This window comes from Shewanella sp. 6_MG-2023 (assembly GCF_030547195.1).
Lineage (GTDB): Bacteria > Pseudomonadota > Gammaproteobacteria > Enterobacterales > Shewanellaceae > Shewanella.
Genome location: NZ_JAUOQU010000025.1, coordinates 37,997 through 58,469 on the forward strand (window position 1 = coordinate 37,997; position 20,473 = coordinate 58,469).

The following is a 20,473-nucleotide window of genomic DNA, read 5'->3' on the forward strand; positions in this document are numbered from 1 at the left end:
TGAAAACCCTTTGGCTTTTCTTAGCAGCGTAGATATTTAATAAGGTAAAAAAGGAGGTACGCTAATAATGTCTATTTATGCATATTATCAGGAACATATTCGCAAGCACACGAATAAATGTTCACAAAACATGACTAATTTATTTTTCACTCCATTCCACTAAAAACATAGCAAAAATCTGACCATTATTCTTGGCAATAACCCGTAAACTGGCCGCTTACATAAAAGGCGCGTTAAAAGAGCTCGTTGAAACAGATTGCTTAAAAATAAAAAATGGCCACCTAACAGGTAGCCATAAACGGTACTTTAAAGCAGAAGTGCTTATAAGTTCTCTTCAGCAAACTCTGCTAAGCGAGATCGCACCACACCATTAAGGTAAATATTGGCACTGCCGTCAAAGTCTTTAAAACGCTCCACAATATAGGTTAAACCTGATGTCACCGCCGTCAAATAGGTTGAGTCTATTTGCGCCAAGTTACCACAACACACTAGTTTGGTGCCCTCGCCCATGCGGGTGATCATGGTTTTGATTTGTGATGCGGTCAGGTTTTGGCATTCATCTAAAATGACCACTGAATTTTGAATCGAGCGGCCACGCATAAAGTTAATCGATTTAAACTGCACGTTCGCCTTCTCCATGATGTAGTTCATGCTGCCGGTGGGGTTAACATCATTTTTATGCAGCACCTCAAGGGTATCAGTAATTGCCGCAAGCCAGGGCGCCATTTTTTCCTCTTCGGTGCCTGGTAAAAAACCGATGGACTCGGCAATTTCAGGGGTGTTACGGGTTACAATGACTTTTTCGTACTGGTTTTGCTCAACCACCAGCTCAAGCGCAGCCGCCATGGCAATTAAGGTTTTACCACAACCGGCGGGGCCGGTGAGGATCACTAAGTCAATATCTGGATCTAGCAAAGCATTTAACGCCATCCCCTGATAAATATTCTTAGGTTTAACACCCCAAGCTTGCAAATGATTAAGCCTTTCGCGGCCATAATCGATGATATTAAGATGTGTTGCGGTTTTGCTGGCAACCTTGCCGCAAAAATCAGAGGTTTCATCGATAAGGTATTGATTACTGTAGAAGGGCTCGTTACCTACGGCATCGATATCCACCTGATGGACGACTTTGCCAGCTTCTCTATCAGTAGAGACTTTATCCACCTTGTCCCAAAAATCACCGTCAAACTGATAAAAGCCTTTCGCCAAAAAGCGAATATCATCAATTAACTGATCGGTGCGATAGTCTTCAACTCGCTCAATACCCGCCCCTTTAGCTTTAAGGCGCATATTAATGTCTTTGGTGACTAATACGACCTGACGAGGCTGATGCAGATTTTGTAGATGAAGTGCGGTGTTAATAATACGATTATCGTTATTATCGCCTGGCAGAGCGCCAATGATAAAGTCGATTTGATGGTCGGGGAAAATAGATAAACTACCTGATACGTCTAAATGTCCTTCGCGGCTTGGGAGTGCAACGCCGTTTAGAATTTGTTCCGGCGAGGTCTTACCGCCAAGTATGTCTTCCAATGCCCTAATCGCGACCCGGGCATCACGGCTAATATCGTGCTTTCTATCCTTTATATTGTCTAATTCTTCTAACACAGTCATGGGAATTATTACGTCATGTTCTTTAAACGAATATATCGCTAAAGGTTCATGTAGTAACACATTGGTATCCAGTACAAACAACTTTCTGTCGTCTCGTTCCATGGCGCCTCCAGAGTGCTCAATACAAAATGTAACTATGGGATTAAAGCAATATAAACTCCTGTTCATAAGCTGGAATAATCGAATCATCATGATTGATTTTCAACCAAACTTAAATTTACTATGCCAGTAATTATATCAAGTCTCAATATCATTTTATTGATTAAAGGTTCGAGTTTAAGTTGTTAAAGTTGGCACTGAGATGACACCAAGATGACACTAAGATGTCAAAAATTCGCTGGCGTAAAAGTGAAATTCCTTCAGATGAATATTTAAATCACTGCTAGAATTTAAATTGAGTAGCGTTTGGTATAACATACGCGCCCTTTGTGTTTATCCGTCCCGAATGAGAGTAAAAAATGCCGTTTTCTTTAGGTCAACGCTGGATTAGTGATACCGAGTCAGAACTTGGTTTAGGAACTGTGGTTGCTGTTGAAGGCCGTATGGTGACAGTATTGTTTCCTGCCGCCGATGAGAACCGTTTGTTCTCCCGCAGTGAAGCGCCATTAACTCGTGTAATTTTTAATCCCGGTGACTCCGTAGAAAGCCATGAAGGCTGGAGCCTAACCATCAGTGAAGTCGAAGAAAAAGATGGTTTAGTCACCTATGTTGGTATCCACAGTGAGACCAACGAGACGGTACGTCTGCGTGAAACCTTACTAAACCACAACATTCGTTTTAATAAACCACAAGACAGATTATTTGCCGGTCAAATTGATCGTCTAGAGCGCTTTGGTATTCGTTACCAAAGCCAAATGCTACGCCATAAACTTGCCACCTCAGATTTGCTTGGGCAACAAGGCCCACGTGTTGGTTTAATTCCACATCAACAGTGGATTGCCCATGAAGTCGGTCGTCGCTATGCCCCTAGAGTACTTTTAGCCGATGAAGTAGGTTTGGGTAAAACCATTGAAGCTGGCCTTATTATCCATCAACAATTATTGACTGGCCGTGCTGAACGTATCTTAGTGATTGTGCCTGACACTTTGCGCCATCAGTGGTTAGTTGAAATGCTGCGCCGCTTTAACTTACGTTTTTCTATTTTCGATGAAGATCGCTGCGTTGAAGCCTATGCCGATAACGACAACCCTTTTTACACTGAACAATTAGTCATTTGTTCATTAGAACTATTACGTAAAAAGCGCCGTTTAGAACAAGCTGTCGATGCCGATTGGGACTTAATGGTAGTGGATGAAGCCCATCACCTTGAGTGGAGCGAAACCGCCCCAAGTCGCGCTTATCAAATCGTAGAAGCCTTAAGTGAAGAAGTGCCTGGAGTGTTATTGCTCACGGCAACGCCAGATCAATTAGGCCATGAAAGTCACTTTGCTCGTTTACGATTACTGGATCCAGATCGCTTCTACGACTACAACGCGTTTCTTGAAGAAGAAAAAAGCTATCAAAGCGTTGCCGAGGCCGCCGAAGCATTAGCTGCCAACGACAAGTTAGCTGACAGTGCTGTTGTCAGCTTAACCGAATTACTCAGCGAGAAAGACATCAGCGCAAGCATTAAGCTTATCCAAGCAGATGATGTCGATGCTGACGCCCAGCAAGCTGCCCGCGCTGAGTTATTACAAGATTTACTCGACCGTCACGGTACTGGCCGCATTTTATACCGTAACAGCCGCGCCTCTGTCAGTGGCTTCCCGACCCGTATTTTTAATCCGCATCCACTGGCTATGCCGCAAGAATACGTCACGGCTGAGCGCGTTAATGCCATGATGGGATCGAAAAAATCAGCTCAAGATCAAGCTAAGCAATCTCTAAGCCCTGAAAAACTGTATCAAGCCTTTGAAACCGATAGTGCCAGTTGGTGGAAGTTTGATCCGCGAGTCGATTGGTTAATTGAATTCTTAAAAGATAATCGCAGTAAAAAAGTGCTGATTATTGCTAGCCAAGCAGAAACGGCATTAAGCCTTGAAGAAGCACTGCGCACCCGTGAAGGTATTCAGGCAACCGTTTTCCATGAAGGGATGTCGATTATTGAACGTGACAAAGCCGGCGCGTACTTTGCTCAAGAAGAAGGCGGCGCTCAGGCGTTAATTTGTTCTGAAATTGGCTCTGAAGGGCGTAACTTCCAATTTGCGAGTCAATTAGTGCTATTTGATTTACCGCTCAACCCTGACTTACTTGAGCAACGTATTGGTCGATTAGATCGTATTGGTCAGCAAAATGATATTCAAATTCATTTGCCATACCTTGAAGACACCGCCCAAGAAAGACTGATGCATTGGTATCATCAAGGCTTAAACTCATTTGAACTTACCTGCCCAAGTGGCCATGTATTGTTCAATGAATTTGCTGATGAGCTAATGAACGTACTCAACGATGACAACCCAGAGCTAATGACAGCGCTGCTTAACGGTACCCAAAGCCGTTACCAAGCACTTAAGCAAGCGATGGAGCAAGGCCGCGATAAGCTGTTAGAGATTAACTCCCATGGCGGCGAGCAATCTAAAAAGTTAGTTGAACGCTTAGCGGAGCGAGACTCAGATACCCACTTAATTGGTTCGGTGATCCGCTTGTGGGACATTATCGGTGTGGATCAAGAAGATCGCGGCGAGAACTCAATCGTATTACGCCCAAGTGAGCACATGCTATTCCCATCGTACCCAGGTCTGCCTGAAGATGGTATTTCTGTGACATTTGATCGTGAAACTGCCCTATCACGTGATGATATTGCCTTTATCTCCCAAGAGCATCCATTAGTGCAAACGGCGTTAGACTTAATCACTGACTCAGAAACCGGAACCACCAGTGTTGCAGTGCTTAAAAACAAAGCCTTACCTGCTGGAACCTTGTTCCTTGAGTTAATTTACATGGCTGATGTTTCGGCACCTAAGTCATCACAGCTTTATCGCTATATGCCACCAACCCCTATCCGAGTGTTATTGGATAAAAGTGGCCAAAACTTAGCTGACAAAGTCGATTATAAGAGCTTTGATAAACAGTTAAGTGCGGTTAACCGTCATATTGCCAGTAAGCTTGTGAATGCATCACAACCTATTTTGCACCCGTTACTGGCCAAAGGTCAGCAACAGGCTGAAATAGAATTAGCCAAACTGGTTGAGCAAGCCCGTGAAAAAATGACCACCCAGCTAACTAGTGAGTTGACCCGACTTGAAGCGCTAAAGGCCGTGAATCCGAATATTCGAGATTCTGAAGTGGATTTTATTCGCAATCAAATGGCTGAATTAAATGGCTATATTGATGATAGTCAATTCCAACTTGACGCTATTAGAATGGTATTAGTTAGCCACGTATAATACACTGCTAACTCGAAGCAAAAAGCCCTGAACTTCAGGGCTTTTTTGTATCTATTTTTTGTCATTGTTTTAAGTGTTTAGCGTAAACATAAGCTCATAAACATAAGCTCATAAACATAAGCGCACAAGCCTATAGTGATGACATCGCAAGATTCGTTAAGGAAGCCACATTGCTGCTAAAGCCTCTGTTTGTTTTATCTGTTACCAGTCTTTTTAGCCTCAGCCTTTTCTGTCACAATGCTATGGCAGCCAGTGAGTTGCCTACTGCTAATGCTGGAAAACAATTTATCAGCGTCCAAGATCAACAACAGCCAGTTTGGGTCAAACCTTGTCAAGGCCCGCACCAGCGCGGCGCAGCTATTATCGTCGGTCCAACCGATTCCCCCGCCAGTGGCAGTGGCCTAATTCGCTATTTACGTGATGAGATCCCCGCATTTGGCTGGGCAAGCTTGAGCATAAAACCCACTGAAGGTTTATACCGACCAAATTTTGCCACTGACGCCGAAGAAATTCCCAAAGCCGGTGAAGCGCAGTTAACCCTGAGTCGTCACCAGCAAGCCCCCAAATTTAGCTCAAACCAACTACTTGAACTGCGTAACTTTCAGCAAGAACTTATGGTGGACAGTCTCGACCAATTGCAAGCTATTGAGGCGCAGTTCCCAGGAAAAAGACTATTAATCGTCACCGATGATAGTGCGGGCATGGTCATTAACTTACTTTTTGAAGCTAAGCTAGCCAAGCCCGACTTATTAGTGGTGATCAACCCCTATCGTGAATATGAGCAGATTATTGCGCCGCAACATCGCGGTTTATCCATTGCCCAACAGCTCAGAGAAATCGATATCCCAATACTGGATCTGCAATCAGCCGATGCTCATCAAATATCTATGACTGAAAGTGCTAGCAGAAAAGCACTCAATAAAGCTAAATCGAGCCAGTATTACCGCCAATATCAATTAGCGCTTAATCTCGATAATCAAAGTGGTTGGGAGCAAGTGCTGCATCATATTGCAGGCTTTAGTAAAGTCATTACCGCACGATAAAAAGGGCCAGCATATTGCTGCCCCTTAATGGCTATTTGCTTATTTTAAGACTGAGTAATAAGGCGTATTTTCAATTTTTTCAATAACATCGCATAATAATCAATCTCCAATGGCCTTTCAGCTATTCACTAAATTTGTGAAATGCAGTATTGGCCGCACTAGTCTAAAAGCTGATTAACTCACAACTGACTCGCTCATTATCACCACCAAGGCTGACGAGACTGATAAGCTTGCTCGGTTTGCTTTATTTCACGATTAGCGGCAATGATACGGTTTTTACCCGCTAACAGGCGAACTTGGCTTAAAGACTCACGACTTAATAACCGCCTTGTTGAGGCTGACCAACTATGATTGATGCTCATTTTAATGGCCGCATTCACATCAGGAGAGCGGGTCATAAACTGCTCGGCAAGCTCAATAGCACGCTGCAATGGCTGTGAACTTTTCTCGGTCACTAAACCAAAATCTAGCGCCTGTGCGGCTGATAGCACTTCTGCGCTATAGGTAATTTTTAAGGCCTTATCTTTGGGCATCACCTGTCTAAGCGCTGCCAGTCCTGCCATATCAGGCACTAAGCCCCATTTTGATTCCATAATAGACAGCTTGGCATCATCACTTGCAATACGAATATCTGCCCCTAGCGCAATTTGCATACCGCCACCAAAACAGCAGCCATCTAATACTGCAATCACAGGGATGGGTAAACGCTGCCAGCCAATAGACACCCGCTGGGCTAAGTTGGCATTACCTGGTAGCCATTTGAACAGCAATTTGGCAATCATGGAGGGGGATTTAGCAATCGCTTTAACATCTAAGCCCGAAGAGAAATTACCATCGGCGCCGGATAATATGACCGCATTAATTTCGCTATCTTTTCTAATATTTTTAATGGTTTTATCAATGGCTTTAAACATTTCATAATTGAGCGCGTTATATTTATCTGGTCGGTTTAGCGTCACAAAAGCAATACCGTTTTGTTTTTTTAACGCCACTAACTTCTTATTCATTGTTCATCCTTAATATAAATAATAACTGGTCAGTCCAGAAGTTACGTTAGCATAAATTGGCTTACTGGCGAATAGTTAAGCTAATTTGATATTCTTCATAAGCAGCTAAAACTACAACAATATATATGTTCCCGCAGGAACAAAAGTGCCGTCAAAATTCAGATTTACTGAATTTAAGAGCATTTTTTCGTTAAACGCCAAAAAATTGTCGATTTTTGGTGCGAAAAGTCAGCAATAAGTTGTAGTATGTTTGCCCATAAAAAGTAACATTACTCATCGACTCATTTTTCTTGTTTAATCGGAGTTCGTTTAAGTGCTCGATCGAGTAATAGCTAATGCATTCAAAATAATAATACCCTGTAAAAGGATCTGCTGTAGCCATGACTATTCCTATTTTAATCTGTGATGACTCAGGATTAGCCAGAAAACAAATGGCGCGAACACTTCCCAAACATTGGGATGTTGAAATCAGTTACGCAACCAATGGTGAAGAAGGCTTGGAGGTGATCCGTCAAGGAAAAGGGGAAATTGTCTTTCTCGACCTTAATATGCCCGTCATGGATGGCTATGAAGTACTAGAAGCCATTCAGCGAGAAGACTTGCCCGCCTTAGTCATTGTGGTCTCTGGTGATATTCAATTAAAAGCCCATGAGCGAGTAAAAGCCCTTGGCGCATTAGATTTTATTCAAAAGCCGGTTAGTGCTGAGTCCATCAGCAATATCTTAGAAGAATACGGCATTTTAACTTTAGCCCTTAAACAATCAACCAATGACACGCCGATGTTTAAAGTTGATTTACGTGACGCTTGCCAAGAAATTGCCAATGTCGCCATGGGCCGCGCTGCCGACTTATTAGCGAAACTACTCGATGTTTTTGTAAAACTGCCAATCCCCAACGTCAATGTTTTAGAAGTCAGCGAACTGACCATGGCACTTAAAGCCACCGAAGAAAGCTCGAAGATTTCTGCATTATGCCAAGGTTTTATTGGCGCTGGGGTTGCTGGTGAGGCGTTATTACTGTTCCATGACTCAAGCTTTGCTGACATGGCTAAACTCATGGGCCACAGTGATCCTGAAGATGCTAACAATGAAATTGAAGTGCTCATTGATACTGGTAATGTGCTTATTGGGGCATTCTTGAATGGCATTTCAGAGCAGCTTGATATGAAATTTAGTCAAGGTCACCCCGTTGTACTTGGTCGCCACTGCACGGTAAATGAGCTTATCCATGACAACTCAGAAAAATGGCAACGCACCCTTGCCATGGAAATCAATTATCAGATTGAAGACCACAATATTCAGTGTGACTTATTACTGTTATTTACGGAAGACTCAATCCCTACATTGAATGCAAAGCTTCACTATATATTTGAATAGATTAAGAAAATAATCATATAAACAGTTAGTTAATTGCAATGACTTAACATTGCATATAAAAAGAATAATACAATACGGATGTTAGAGCATGGCTACTGATCAAAGCGCAATGAACGAGCTACACTGGCTTATTGATATGGTACAAACCATTGAAGTTGGCTTGGTGGTGTTAGATCGTGACTACAATATCCAGCTTTGGAATGGTTTCATGGAAAACCATAGCGGTGTGTCACCTAACAGTATTAAAGGTCGCAATCTTTTTGAAGCGTTTAACGATTTACCCTCTGAATGGCTTAAGCAAAAAATGGAGTCGGTATTTCTACTCAAAAACCGATCTTTCATCAGCTGGGAGCAGCGCCCTTATGTCTTCCAGTTTAAAAATTATCGCCCGATCACTGGCCGCGCTGATTACATGTACCAAAACATTACTTTGCTGCCACTGGCGTCGCTAACGGGTGAAATCACCCATATTAGTATTATCGTTTATGATGTGACTGATATCGCCATCAATAAATTACAGCTAAAATCAGTCAATGAGCAACTAGAAACACTCAGCCAAACCGACAGCTTAACCCAGTTGTATAATCGCCGTCATTGGCAAGTTTGCTTTGAAAAAGAATACGAGCGCTTTGCCCGTTATGGTGAAAAAGCCAGTATGATAATGATTGATATCGATCATTTTAAAGCCATCAATGATAAATACGGCCACCCTGCAGGTGACAAAGTCATTCAAAGCCTCGCCAACATATTAAAGCAATCATTACGTGAAACTGATTTTGCCGGCCGCTATGGCGGTGAGGAGTTTGCGGTAGTATTGACTTATACCACCGCTGCTGAATCAAAATACTTCACTGAGCGACTGCGTAAAAAAGTCGAAGCCTCGCAAGTGGTTTATAACAATCAAATCATTAAAATGACCATCAGTATTGGCGTTAATGATTTATCCTCTGCCACCACTAGCAGTGTAAGTTGGTTATCTGGCGCCGATAAAGCTTTATATCAATCGAAAGAAAATGGCCGTAATCAAACCACGGTATTTGAAAAATAACCTGCAGAGGTTCATTTTATCCCCACCGCGATAAGCCATTAAAAAGCCCACAATTAAGTGGGCTTATTTATTAAACGAGTGACGCTAGTTAAGCGATAGTCGTTAATGATTTAGAAACCGTCGTCATCTTGGTCTTCATCTTCATCAAGCTCTTCTTCGTCACCAATAAAGAAGGTGCCCCAGCCGTCATAATCAACTTTTTGCTTGGCAGCAAGCAGCATTAACTGCTCGCATGCTTTATCAAGTAACGATGCTTCAAGAGCATGATTGGCGATAGCATCAAAGCAAATAATGGTTGAGCCATCTTCAAGCTCCATCTCTTCAGCGTCGTTAACTTCAAAACCTAATTTGAAAGCATCAACTGCGGCTTTTTCTAAACGATCAAAGTTAGTCGAAGAGAAATGATGCTCGATAGTATATTCAGCATCAGCTTGTGAACCATCATCAAGCAGCGCCTGAATAATTTCACGGTTCTCGGCAAATTGCTCTTTAAGTTGAGCTTCAATAGACATGGATTCTCTCCGTTAACAAATTTAAATACGCTATAGGGCTAATTATACGTGATAAAGCTACTGAGGTTTAGCCATTAATAGCGATGCTTCTTGATTTAATTCAGCTAAACGCTGTGACATCACTTGATGCACCTTAGCACAAAGCTTTTTCGCATCGGCTTTATCCACGTTTGCGGTCGACATAGGTGCCATCATTTCGACAATGACCACACCATTATTCCACTTGTTAAGTTTAATATGATTTTGGCAAGATGCTAATACTGGCACAATTGACGCTTTGGCGGCGATAGCAGTATGGAATGCGCCGACTTTAAACGGCAGTAGACCGCGCCCTCTAGAGCGTGTCCCCTCAGGGAAAATCCATACAGATAACAGTTTTTCTCTCATTCTCTTAACAGTCTTGGCCATAGTATCAAAGGCACTATGACGGTTTTTACGGTCAATCAGAATATTGCCTGATAGCCAATAAATCTGCCCAAATAATGGCATCCAAGCTAAGCTTTTTTTACCTAAACTCACCGTGGCTTCCGGCACTGCAGAGGTATGGGTAAATAAATCAAAATTATTTTGATGATTCGCTAAATAGATCTTAGGTTGCTTAAGGCTTGCTTCGGTTTCAGTGTCAGTACCAGCGTTAGCCTCAGCGCCAGTGTCTACTTGAGGGTTAATCACCGCGTTACGGGTAATCACTTTAATCCCTAAAATAGGAGCAACAGATGAAAATAGTTTAGCAATCACATGGACATTATCACGATGCATAGGTCTAACAATACAAAGGATGATTGCGAAAAAAAACGCCAGTGTTAGTAACACTGCTAGAATAATTGAACGAGCAATTAACAGCACAGCAGACTCCTACAAATAAAGTGGCGACAGTATAGCCAGCACATCTGCTGGACTCAATAGCTTAAGTTAATTTCGGTGTACAAATGTAAGCTTAAAGTAGTTATACCAAGCGGATTAATGCTCTGAATAGCTCAGATAATTAATATGCTTGGCATTATACACTGCTAAAAGTGAATTAATGATGCCTTAAACATTAACGCATCATTAATTCTGCAGCGTTACATTTCAGCCTTATTAGAACGATTACTGAGCAGTAAACGCATTAACACAGCACTGACCGCTAATGCCGCAACAATGGCTGCGCCACTAGGTAAGTCATAACTAGCCGAAAGTATAAGCCCTGCTAGGTAACCAACAAATCCCACCACATAAGCCAGCAGCAAGGTATATTTACCCACATACTGATTTAACGCTAACGCTGGCAAAATTAAGGTGCTGAAAACAAGATAAACACCCACTAATTCAACCGATAGTGTAATCACTATGGCAAATAGAAAGTAAAAACCTGCGCCTTCGAGGATATGAGGCTTCAATGCAATTAAAGCGAGGATCGCTACTGACACCAAAGCCGGCAGCACAAGCTGCGACCAATTTACCCACAATATCTGCCCCGACATTAGCTGCTTTAACAGCTCTGCGCCATGGGGATCATTAGACAATAACAACATTGCCCCAACCGCGCTAAGCACATAAAAACAACCAATAAAGGCTTCTAATTCATCGGCAAAACGCTTGGATAACCAAGCAATAAGCCCAGCGCCGCCCAAGGCAAATATGGCAGGCATCCACACATGAGAATAAGGAATATCTTCAATTCTATGATCCATATGAGCCACAATAGCCCCCAGCGCAGCCACTTGGGCAATCGCTAAGTCGATGAAAATAATACCGCGTTTAAGTACTTGTCGACCTAACACCACATGGGTAGACAAAATGATGATTCCGGCAATAAATGCCGGAAACAAAATCAATAGCAGCTCGATATCTAGCATAGGCTTATTGCGCCTCAGTTAATAACGTCAGTACGCTGTCATATAAGCTAATCAAATCCTGACTTTGACTGTTGCCACCTACTGACATTGGCAAAATCACCACAGGCAAATCAGTGCGCTCACCTAACCAATGTGCGCCACGCTCATCCTGATATGAGGCCACTATCACCGCCATCACATCACCTTGTTGGCTGCGACTTACAAGTTTAGCTAAATGGCTACTACTGGGTGGGATGCCCGGCTTCGGCTCAAGATCTGCCACTTGCTCCATGCCGAGCCAGTTAAACAAATATCGAAAGCTTGAGTGGTAAGCAATGACCTTTTTGCCCTTCAGCGATTGCGCTTGCGCTTCCCAGCGCGGAATAGCTTGCTGCCACTGCTCAGTAAACTCAGTTAATGCAACTTGATACTCAGCACTTGAGTTAGGATCTAACTCAATCATTTTCGCTGATAACGCCTGCGCCACTTTAAGGAACTTTCTAGGGTCAAAATGTAAATGCGGATTACCTTTGGCATGGACATCACCCATAGAGCGATCCACTTGCTCAAGTTGATCTAAGGTCTCGATATGATCCGCGGCATAAAAAAGCCCAGTATCAGTTGAAAGCACCTTGTTGTTTGAGGCTTTCATCTGCAACATTGGCAACCAACCAATTTCGAGATCGGCGCCAGCACACACCACTAAGTCAGCTTGACGCATTTTAGCAATTAAGCTTGGACGCGCTTGCACTTGATGTGGATCTTGCTGCGCACTCGTGGCTGAATAGACTTTAGCATCAGGAGCTAATGCCTTTGCTAATGCGCCATACTCAGGCTCACAAGCAAATACATTAAGCGCTGCATTTGCAGAACTCGTTAACAAGCTGGCAAATATGCCAGCTGCTAATATTAGTTTTTTAGAATTGATGCGCACCGTGAGCTCCTAATGACATAACATATTGTAGAGTAATGATATTATCGTCTTCAAAACCATCAAAGTTGGTGCCTTTCTGGTTAGTATATTGTAGACGTACGGTGGAGAAATGGCTCTGATGCCACGCCAAACTTAATTCGGTTTCTTTTAGCTTTTGTGGGTCTAAGTGATCGCCGTGGGCTTCAAAGCTATCCACTTCACCATAACGTAAACCAGCAGACCAATTTGGCGAGAACTGATACACGCCACTTAAGTACCAACCTTGATGGTAATCGTCATGGCCTTCAGCACTGAGTATCTCATGTTCATGTTCATGTTCATGTTCATCTTCATGATCTTCTTCAAATGAGAAAATATCAGTTACCCGGAAGTACTCGCCGCTAACAGTTAAGTGTTGGTATTTGTAATTACCATTTGGTGCCCACTTGTAGACAAAGTCTGCAATATAGGTATTTTCACCAGTATAGGCTGCGCTATGGCTATGACCTTCATGGTCGTGATCGTCATCAACATGGGGCTCATGCTCATCTTCTAGATAAGTTTTACCGTTTTCATTACGTAAGTAACTTAAACCCACTTGCCAAGAACTCGAGATACCAATATCACCGCCAAACTTGGTGAATGCCGAATACACCCCTACTGAACTAAAGTCACGTTCGTCATGCTCATCTTCAGCGCGCATTTTTTTACCACTAAAGGCTTCAACACCCATAGTCCAATACAAATCTGTCGGCGCTACATAAGTTAATCTGACACCATCATCAAAGTAATGCCCGCCCATAAAGGCGCGATAAACCCCAGGACGATCAGCAAAAGCGTCGGTATGAATGTGCTGATTATTTAAATAACCCACATCAGACAAGAAACGACCAGCGCGAATACCAAAACCGCCAGGCATACCCATGGTTTGAATAAAGGCTTCTTCAAGCTCAAGTTCAGTTTCGCCGTCATGCACTTCTAATATCGCAGTGACTTTACCGTAGAACATATCATCGATATTAGCGCTGATAGCAAATTCAGTTTCACCCAAACCAAAGCCTTCACTTCTGCCACCTAAACCACGATCACCTGATTGATAAAAACCATCTAACACCGCACTGATATTAGGATTGGTTAAGCTTGAATCTTCTGCAAAAACAGAGCTTGAAGAAAAGGCACACGCGATTGCGACTGCTGACAGTCGTTTATTTGAACTAAACATAAAATCTCCAAAATACAACAAACACCCGGCTATTTTACTTAATAGTCGGGAAATATAATTTATAATTATTAATTAAACTGTTGAATTAAATGAAGATTGGCGGTGCGCGGCTATGGTAATAAGCCTGATGTGAACTAAGAGATTCTGAATTGGCTAACGGTGTGAGTTCATACTCTTGACGTACAACCGGAATGCTAAATTCAATACTTGGAAGGGTTTTGTGAACCTGATGCTTATGAAAACATAAGCTGCAGTGAGTGTTAATGCTTTCATGTTTATGAACAGATCCGTGAGCGGATGCGGCAAAAGACAATAATACGAGCATGGCGCAAAGCCACATCGCAATATTTCGTCTTATGTGCAAAGCAAATCTCACTTAACTAGTCTCATCCATTAAATCATATCAGCGAATACCCAGTATCAGCGAATACCCAGTAACAATGGCTGCTATTCTTATAAATTAAAACTAATAAATCAACTACAAGTTTGTTACAAATCACTTCTACTGAAAATTTGTGATCAACAAGGGCGCTTTAACCCTCTCAACATTATGCTATTTTAAGATTAGCTTAAGCTGAAAAGGCTAATATATTTACTATAAATACCAATTTAATCTGCCAATGACAGAGGAATTATCTATGATGAATTTATTAAAAGACAATGTGGGCATTATTTTAACAATGGTGATCATCGGTGTTGTAGTTCTTGGCGGTATTTACTACGTTGAAACATCACTAGAAAATCAAGTTCAAGTAGTAGATTAATTTGTTTGAGAGCCCTCTTCAGGCGCTTCAATAACCAATAAATGATCCATTAAATGCGTTACCCCTGTAAGGATCAGCGACAGCATGATTACGGGGGTAATGATATTGGCTAATCCTGCCACAAAATAGCCTGTCAGCCCCGCACCTACCGCAGTATAAAAGCCAAGTATTTTTAACATCGTAAGATAACGATGGCGACCAAGCCAAGCCTGGCAGTGATAGCACTGAATATGCGATGATAACCCCTTACCTCGAGTTCCACTGATCTTACTAATCGACATAGGCTTGTGACAATGTGCGCATTGCAGTGCCATGATGAGCAACCTGTAGCTGAAAATAAAAAGTGCGTTAGTCTAGCAAATTATCGTCAAACTTCCTTCAATAACTTATGATAAAGTCATTATCAATATACAGGACGTTTATCATGCCTAGAATCTTGCTTATCTTATGTTGTTTCGTCAGCTTAATGAGCTTTTCACAAAGCAGTGTTGCAGCGCCAGCTGACCCTGCAACCATTAATAAAATAGCCCAACTACAACAACGCATTGATGCCGATGTAAGCTACCTTAAAACCGCAAAAGGTGAATTAAAAGCAATCAGTGAATTCCGCATTCTGAATAAAAACAATCAACTACGAGAAAAATTAGATTCATTAGTTAATCAAGAAAACCCGGATTTAGCCTATCTCACCCCGCAAATACAGCAACAATTGGGCTTTTTAGATAATGTCGGTAAATATTTAGATGATGACATCACAGCCCTGAAACTGGCATTAGATGACGAAAATCAGACTCAAACAATGAAAGCGGTTATTGATCGTGAAGCCGACAGGGATCTTTACTTACAGGCTGAACTACAAACAATCAATTGGGCCAACACCTTAAATATTAATGTCGACAGTGCCAAAACAGCATTAACCAATGAGCTAACCCTGCGGGCTGACTATCTTGAAAGTATCGTCAACTATACCCAAAACCAACTTAAACAAGCGATTAGTGACGCATCAACTGCTGGCGCTGATATCACTGCCGAGCAAAAATCCAAAGTTATTGAACTCAAAGAGCGATTATCACAGCACAGCAGCAGTTTAAGTATTGCCGCCGATATGCTTGATGACTTAGGCCAAGACACTGCGCAAATTAAGCAAACGCTATTTAGTGTTTCAGGGGATATTACTCAAGATGTTTTAAACTTTGATGTAGCGTCAAGTTTACTGAATGACTGGATGGATATAGCTAAAAATCAAGCGCTGGAAAATGGCACAGGGCTTACCTTTAAAGTGGTTATCTTCATCATCATTTTATTTTTAACCAGCTTAGTGTCTAAATTAGTTAAAAAAGTGGTTCGCAAAGCAGTTAATTCTTCCCAGCTTAATTTCAGCATGCTATTGCAAGATTTCTTCACCTCTATTTCTGGTAACGTCATCTTCGCGTTAGGTTTGCTTATCGCACTATCACAACTTGGCTTTGAATTAGCACCACTGCTGGCAGGTTTTGGTATCGCTGGTGTGATTATCGGTTTTGCCTTGCAAGATACCTTATCTAACTTTGCCTCAGGAATGATGATTTTAATCTACCGCCCTTACGATGTCGGTGACTTAATCAATGCTGCAGGTGTTACGGGGCGTGTTAGCCATATGAGCTTAGTCTCTACCACAGTGAAAACCTTAGATAACCAACGCTTGATTATTCCTAATAATAAGATTTGGGGCGATACCATCAATAACATCACCGCCGAGCAAGAACGTCGTGTGGATATGACCTTTGGCATTGGCTATGGCGATGATATTCCTAAAGCGGAAAAAATCTTAACCGATATTGTTATGGCTCACCCAAAAGTGAAAAAGTTTCCAGAGCCGACGATTAAGTTACATACACTCGGTGAATCGTCAGTAGACTTTGTGGTTCGCCCTTGGGCAAATCCAGTGGATTACTGGGAAGTCTATTGGGATATTACTCGTGAAGTGAAAATGCAGTTTGATGCCCAAGGCGTCAGTATTCCATTCCCACAACGAGATGTGCATATTTATCATGAAAAGGCGGCAGACTAAGCTGTGACAAGTTAATCTAATAGCTTTAAAATACTAAAAAGCCCGCTGCAATTTCTTGCTGCGGGCTTTTTTGTTATGCATTTACCGATAACGCTAGGGTATCAATCTAAGTACGACATGGTACCCATTAGATGTGGTCTGCGGCCTTTAATATCACGCATTTCAAAACGCTTACCATTTTCTATGCTTTCAAAAGCAAAGGTGACATCCGAAGGCATAAATACTGGCAACTTAAACTCTACGTCCACCTTAAATGGTCTATCACCAATAAATTGCATCAACCCAGCAAGTGAACGGGCTTTAGACCACATTCCATGGGCTAAAACACGATCAAAACCAAAACGCTTAGACACCATTGGGTGCAGGTGGATCAGGTTATAATCACCTGAGGCTTTGGCATACTGACGGCCTAAATTTTCAGCTAATGACCAGGTATTGACGTCTTCCCACACCATATCAGAAGCTCGCGGTGGTCTTGCTCTGCGGCCTTTAGACTCAATACGGTATAGGTAAGTTGATAAGGCTTGCCACACGAGTTCATCACCAACATAGACTTTAGATTCTAGTTCAAATTCAAGTCCTGCATCCGTGGTTTGGCTAGTAATAAGGTTGCACTCAACCTTAAAAACCTCATCAGCGTTAATAGGCCGATACAAGCTAATGCTATTTTTAAGATGGATCATCCCCAATAAAGGAAAGGTAATCGCTTTATGGGTAAAAATGGTGGCATGTAATCTAAATGCAAGCACGTACAAAAATGTTGGCGGTAACACTTTGCCATCATAATCAAACTGACATACCTCAGCATATTGACGAATTTTCTTATCTGATAATCTAATGCCATCCGTCTGTACATGGATCTTTGGTAAAGGTTGCTGATCCCAACCAGGCTTACGCGATAATAATATTTTGCGGTATAAAGACAACAACGACGGCATTGACGTTAATGCTATAGAGTAATCGTTACTCAAGTGGCTTACCTTTTTATACGGTGAAATTACTGTGCAAAATAACGGTATTTCTCCGTTTCACACTACTCACAAATGCTTTAATGCGCGCATTATACTACAGTGTAAAAATACCGCACAGCCCCAAAGTTTACTCACTGGCGTTTATAAACACTGGGCATGCCAACAATCTGTTACCTCAGCCCCTGTTTGCTTTAATATCATCGGCATCGATTGGCGGCCCACCAAGTGGCCTGCACCGACAATGATAAACAGCTGCTGATAATTGCCTTCGTTTAATAGCGCTATGGTGCGCTGACTCATTTGCTGATTCCGCTGCCACAGCAGTTTTTCAACTAATTCTTTGGCTACATCATCGCTTTGATGCTCCATGATATCGGCAAGTTTTTGTTTATCTCCACCGCGCCAAGCGGCCACCATTTCCAGCATTTCTTCATCACTTGTCTCAACCGCTTCATCTAACATTTGCCGTTGCGTTTGCTGACTAAAAGATGAAATCAACTCAAACTGGTAGGCCACACTTTCAAGCTCTAACAAAGTGCGCCCTTGATTTTTAGCTACAAAAGTCACATCCACCCCTTCTTCAGCGCTAAACCCTAACTGACTGAAACGCACTAATGCTACTTGCGCAGCCTGAAGCCATGGCGCTAAAGGCGATAATCCCTGACAAACCGCTAAATTGAGTTTACAAAAAGCTGGATAAGCCTGCCCTAAATCGACGCTGCTTGCTGGAGTTGCTAGGCCATATTGACCTAATAGTTGTTGAGTATCGGCTTTAGTCACATCCGCTTCAATTACCAATGCATCAGCCTGAGAAAAAGCCTGCTCAATAACCGGTGCCATCGGGTAAAAATCAGCTTTGCCCACATGAATTGAGCCTAATATGAATGCCTGTTTACCTTGATAAGTGACTTTATAAAAAGGCGGCGTGTCGGTTTCAGCTGCAGTCGCTAAACCACAGCTTAAAATAGCGACGATTAACAAACTCAAATAAGCAGAGCAACGCTTTGTTGCAGCAAACGTTAATTTAAAATCCATTAGACTTGTTAGTCCCATAGCAGACCCTTATAATTTAGCTTAATTTGAAGATGTTGAATGAGGCTATCATGCCGTATACCAAAGTTATCCAGCAAATAAAAGAAAGCCTGCAAACAGGATACCGTCAAGCCATTGATGCCGATAAAAGACTCGATGAATTACACCAAGTCGGCCACGGTAAGTTTGTAGCAATTTTTACCGAAGAACAAGGCTTTAGCCAAAGTAGTAACCGCTTCTTGCCTTATGTACAAGAATTAGCTGACGAGTTAGATGAGATCCAAGAACTCAGACATATTCCGCCTGAAACCTTAGAGGCTTATGTGAAAAAGCTCGGTGCTTTGCTGCAAACCTTGCACTTATTCAAACAGAACACCAAATAGCTGACACCAGCACTTAGTGATGTTTAGGCACAAAAAAGCGGCTTATCAATAAGCCGCTTTAGATTTTAAATATAACATAAACTACTGAATCATAGATATTTATAACTTAGGTGCTACGGTTTTCTTTAACCAATCTTCAAGCATTTTAGTCTCATACTCAAACGGCTTTTGATTACGGGTTGAATGGGTGCCATACATAAAGTTCATATCAACTAACTTTTCATCACCGGCCATAATCACTTGCTCACCTTCAGTGATGCTGTAGCTAAAGGTCATACGTGGTGGGTATAAGTCTTTTACAATCCGCAGTTCACTAGCGGAGGTCGCGCCAAATGTTGGCCGCAGATCACCGGCTAAATCCACATCAGAAACCACCATCTCAAGTTTCTGCTCTGGTTTTAAAATCTTTTCAGCTTCTTTGTTGATATTTTTAGTCATAGTGTCGAAAAAGCGCTGCTGAAAACGAGATTTCACTTCATTGGCCGTTTTTAAATCTCGGTACTTTTTAGGTTCTTGCCATTGAATTTTAACCACACCGTCTTCAGTCACTGGGTTGACCACGACTTCGTCCTTAGCTGCAGCAACATTACATACCAATGCACCTGCTAATAGTAAATATTTCATTTTCATCATTTTCCCCTAGCTATGAACCTAGTGTTTAAAAAATCAACAATTCTATACTTGTCGGATTATACAAGCAGTTACCTGAATATAAGCTTAACCTACTCTAGCAATACTTGCTGAAACAACATTTGATAGAGATTAATACCGACCAACCCAAAATCTGCTCAAATAACAAACTAACTGTTCAGTAATCATTCAGTAAAAATAGGTTAATGTGTCTCTCAACAAGTACTAGCGCCTTATTTCCCTTAACAATATCAAGGTGAATATCGCGAAAGACTGACCAACGAATAAAATTTGGACATATATATCGCTCAAGGATTCAGCGCTAATAGCAATTAACGTATCAATACTGGAGTTAATATGAATAACATCGAAACCAATACAGCAATCGGCACAACTACCAGCAATAAGATGATTAAGCCTATCGCTCTCGCAGCGACAGTTTTTATCGCCATGCTGGTGTCATCTTCAAGCTTTGCCCATCAATTTGATATCGATTCAAAAGGCGCCGAAGCGATAAAACAACACCAGCAGTTAATGAACCAGCATATACAAGTCGCTGAGCAAGAGTTTAATGCTGAATTAGAGAAAAACCTTGATCAGCAGTTACAAACCGCTGCACACAAGTTTATGACTCAAGCCTGCGCTAAATACGGTTTAGAGTTTGATATTCAATCAGAAACTTGCAGTAGCTAAGTCTGCCGATTGACAGGCTTACATCTCGATTAC

General features: G+C 42.0%; 20 protein-coding genes. 8 read left to right on the forward strand and 12 right to left on the reverse strand.

Annotated elements, in window-relative coordinates; all coding sequences use genetic code 11:
- Window positions 1–321: 321 nt before the first annotated feature.
- The gene (locus Q4533_RS14570) at window positions 322–1,716 is read right to left on the reverse strand and encodes a PhoH family protein (protein ID WP_102436666.1); all 1,395 of its coding nucleotides are present in this window, start codon (window positions 1,714–1,716) and stop codon (window positions 322–324) included.
- A gap of 356 nt (window positions 1,717–2,072) precedes the next feature.
- Between Q4533_RS14570 and rapA the strand changes: the two genes are divergently transcribed.
- Together rapA and Q4533_RS14580 are read left to right on the forward strand one after the other, a co-directional pair.
- Entirely contained in the window at window positions 2,073–4,979 is a 2,907-nt protein-coding gene (rapA, locus tag Q4533_RS14575) for an RNA polymerase-associated protein RapA (RefSeq protein WP_102436664.1), read from the forward strand.
- A gap of 170 nt (window positions 4,980–5,149) precedes the next feature.
- On the forward strand, window positions 5,150–6,022 hold the full coding sequence (locus Q4533_RS14580) for a DUF3530 family protein (protein ID WP_303503052.1): 873 nt from the start codon (window positions 5,150–5,152) through the stop codon (window positions 6,020–6,022).
- 200 nt (window positions 6,023–6,222) lie between these two features.
- Here the strand turns inward: Q4533_RS14580 and Q4533_RS14585 are convergent, their stop codons facing one another.
- Window positions 6,223–7,029: a crotonase/enoyl-CoA hydratase family protein gene (locus tag Q4533_RS14585; protein ID WP_102475359.1), complete on the reverse strand. Its 807-nt coding sequence runs from the start codon at window positions 7,027–7,029 to the stop codon at window positions 6,223–6,225.
- Between the two features lie 380 nt (window positions 7,030–7,409).
- Here Q4533_RS14585 and Q4533_RS14590 point away from each other — a divergent pair, with 380 nt between their 5' ends.
- Together Q4533_RS14590 and Q4533_RS14595 are read left to right on the forward strand one after the other, a co-directional pair.
- Window positions 7,410–8,405, forward strand: coding sequence for a response regulator (locus Q4533_RS14590; RefSeq protein ID WP_102436656.1), 996 nt, complete (start codon window positions 7,410–7,412; stop codon window positions 8,403–8,405).
- 88 nt (window positions 8,406–8,493) lie between these two features.
- Window positions 8,494–9,453: a sensor domain-containing diguanylate cyclase gene (locus tag Q4533_RS14595; protein WP_102436654.1), complete on the forward strand. Its 960-nt coding sequence runs from the start codon at window positions 8,494–8,496 to the stop codon at window positions 9,451–9,453.
- Window positions 9,454–9,563: 110 nt separating this feature from the next.
- On the opposite strand, the gene rraB is transcribed toward Q4533_RS14595, so the two are convergent.
- The 6 genes from rraB to Q4533_RS14625 all read right to left on the reverse strand — a co-directional run bounded on the left by rraB (window position 9,564) and on the right by Q4533_RS14625 (window position 14,242).
- Window positions 9,564–9,965 (reverse strand): ribonuclease E inhibitor RraB, encoded by a 402-nt coding sequence (gene rraB / locus Q4533_RS14600; protein ID WP_102436652.1) that lies wholly within the window; start codon window positions 9,963–9,965, stop codon window positions 9,564–9,566.
- 57 nt (window positions 9,966–10,022) lie between these two features.
- Window positions 10,023–10,811, reverse strand: a complete 789-nt coding sequence (locus Q4533_RS14605; protein ID WP_102436650.1) for a 1-acylglycerol-3-phosphate O-acyltransferase — start codon at window positions 10,809–10,811, stop codon at window positions 10,023–10,025.
- A 218-nt stretch (window positions 10,812–11,029) separates the two neighbouring features.
- Window positions 11,030–11,803 carry a metal ABC transporter permease gene (locus tag Q4533_RS14610; protein WP_303503054.1) on the reverse strand — a complete coding sequence of 258 codons (774 nt, stop codon included), beginning with the start codon at window positions 11,801–11,803 and terminating at the stop codon, window positions 11,030–11,032.
- Between the two features lie 4 nt (window positions 11,804–11,807).
- Window positions 11,808–12,710 carry a metal ABC transporter solute-binding protein, Zn/Mn family gene (locus Q4533_RS14615; protein WP_241901140.1) on the reverse strand — a complete coding sequence of 301 codons (903 nt, stop codon included), beginning with the start codon at window positions 12,708–12,710 and terminating at the stop codon, window positions 11,808–11,810.
- The gene (locus Q4533_RS14620) at window positions 12,700–13,917 is read right to left on the reverse strand and encodes a hypothetical protein (protein ID WP_303503056.1); all 1,218 of its coding nucleotides are present in this window, start codon (window positions 13,915–13,917) and stop codon (window positions 12,700–12,702) included. Before Q4533_RS14620 ends, Q4533_RS14615 begins: the two co-directional genes overlap by 11 nt.
- Before the next feature lie 85 nt (window positions 13,918–14,002).
- On the reverse strand, window positions 14,003–14,242 hold the full coding sequence (locus Q4533_RS14625) for an ABC-type zinc uptake system zinc chaperone (RefSeq protein ID WP_133126465.1): 240 nt from the start codon (window positions 14,240–14,242) through the stop codon (window positions 14,003–14,005).
- Between the two features lie 313 nt (window positions 14,243–14,555).
- On the opposite strand from Q4533_RS14625, the gene Q4533_RS14630 reads away from it, so the two are divergent.
- Window positions 14,556–14,681 carry a hypothetical protein gene (locus Q4533_RS14630; protein WP_277869338.1) on the forward strand — a complete coding sequence of 42 codons (126 nt, stop codon included), beginning with the start codon at window positions 14,556–14,558 and terminating at the stop codon, window positions 14,679–14,681.
- Here the strand turns inward: Q4533_RS14630 and Q4533_RS14635 are convergent.
- Window positions 14,678–14,995 (reverse strand): hypothetical protein, encoded by a 318-nt coding sequence (locus Q4533_RS14635; RefSeq protein WP_303503058.1) that lies wholly within the window; start codon window positions 14,993–14,995, stop codon window positions 14,678–14,680. The two genes, Q4533_RS14630 and Q4533_RS14635, sit on opposite strands and share 4 nt — an antisense overlap.
- Before the next feature lie 110 nt (window positions 14,996–15,105).
- Between Q4533_RS14635 and Q4533_RS14640 the strand changes: the two genes are divergently transcribed.
- Window positions 15,106–16,731: a mechanosensitive ion channel family protein gene (locus tag Q4533_RS14640; protein WP_102436640.1), complete on the forward strand. Its 1,626-nt coding sequence runs from the start codon at window positions 15,106–15,108 to the stop codon at window positions 16,729–16,731.
- 101 nt (window positions 16,732–16,832) lie between these two features.
- On the opposite strand, the gene Q4533_RS14645 is transcribed toward Q4533_RS14640, so the two are convergent.
- Together Q4533_RS14645 and Q4533_RS14650 are read right to left on the reverse strand one after the other, a co-directional pair.
- Window positions 16,833–17,702, reverse strand: a complete 870-nt coding sequence (locus tag Q4533_RS14645) for a MaoC/PaaZ C-terminal domain-containing protein (protein ID WP_241901136.1) — start codon at window positions 17,700–17,702, stop codon at window positions 16,833–16,835.
- Between the two features lie 141 nt (window positions 17,703–17,843).
- Window positions 17,844–18,737, reverse strand: a complete 894-nt coding sequence (locus Q4533_RS14650; RefSeq protein ID WP_303503060.1) for a TraB/GumN family protein — start codon at window positions 18,735–18,737, stop codon at window positions 17,844–17,846.
- Window positions 18,738–18,805: 68 nt separating this feature from the next.
- On the opposite strand from Q4533_RS14650, the gene Q4533_RS14655 reads away from it, so the two are divergent.
- Complete coding sequence (locus tag Q4533_RS14655) at window positions 18,806–19,117, forward strand: prephenate dehydrogenase (RefSeq protein ID WP_076540628.1); 312 nt, start codon at window positions 18,806–18,808, stop codon at window positions 19,115–19,117.
- Between the two features lie 99 nt (window positions 19,118–19,216).
- On the opposite strand, the gene Q4533_RS14660 is transcribed toward Q4533_RS14655, so the two are convergent.
- Window positions 19,217–19,747, reverse strand: coding sequence for a DUF3016 domain-containing protein (locus Q4533_RS14660; protein ID WP_102436634.1), 531 nt, complete (start codon window positions 19,745–19,747; stop codon window positions 19,217–19,219).
- A 357-nt stretch (window positions 19,748–20,104) separates the two neighbouring features.
- On the opposite strand from Q4533_RS14660, the gene Q4533_RS14665 reads away from it, so the two are divergent.
- A complete protein-coding gene (locus tag Q4533_RS14665; protein WP_303503063.1) occupies window positions 20,105–20,440 on the forward strand; it encodes a hypothetical protein in 336 nt (111 codons plus the stop codon).
- The last annotated feature ends 33 nt before the right edge of the window (window positions 20,441–20,473 follow it).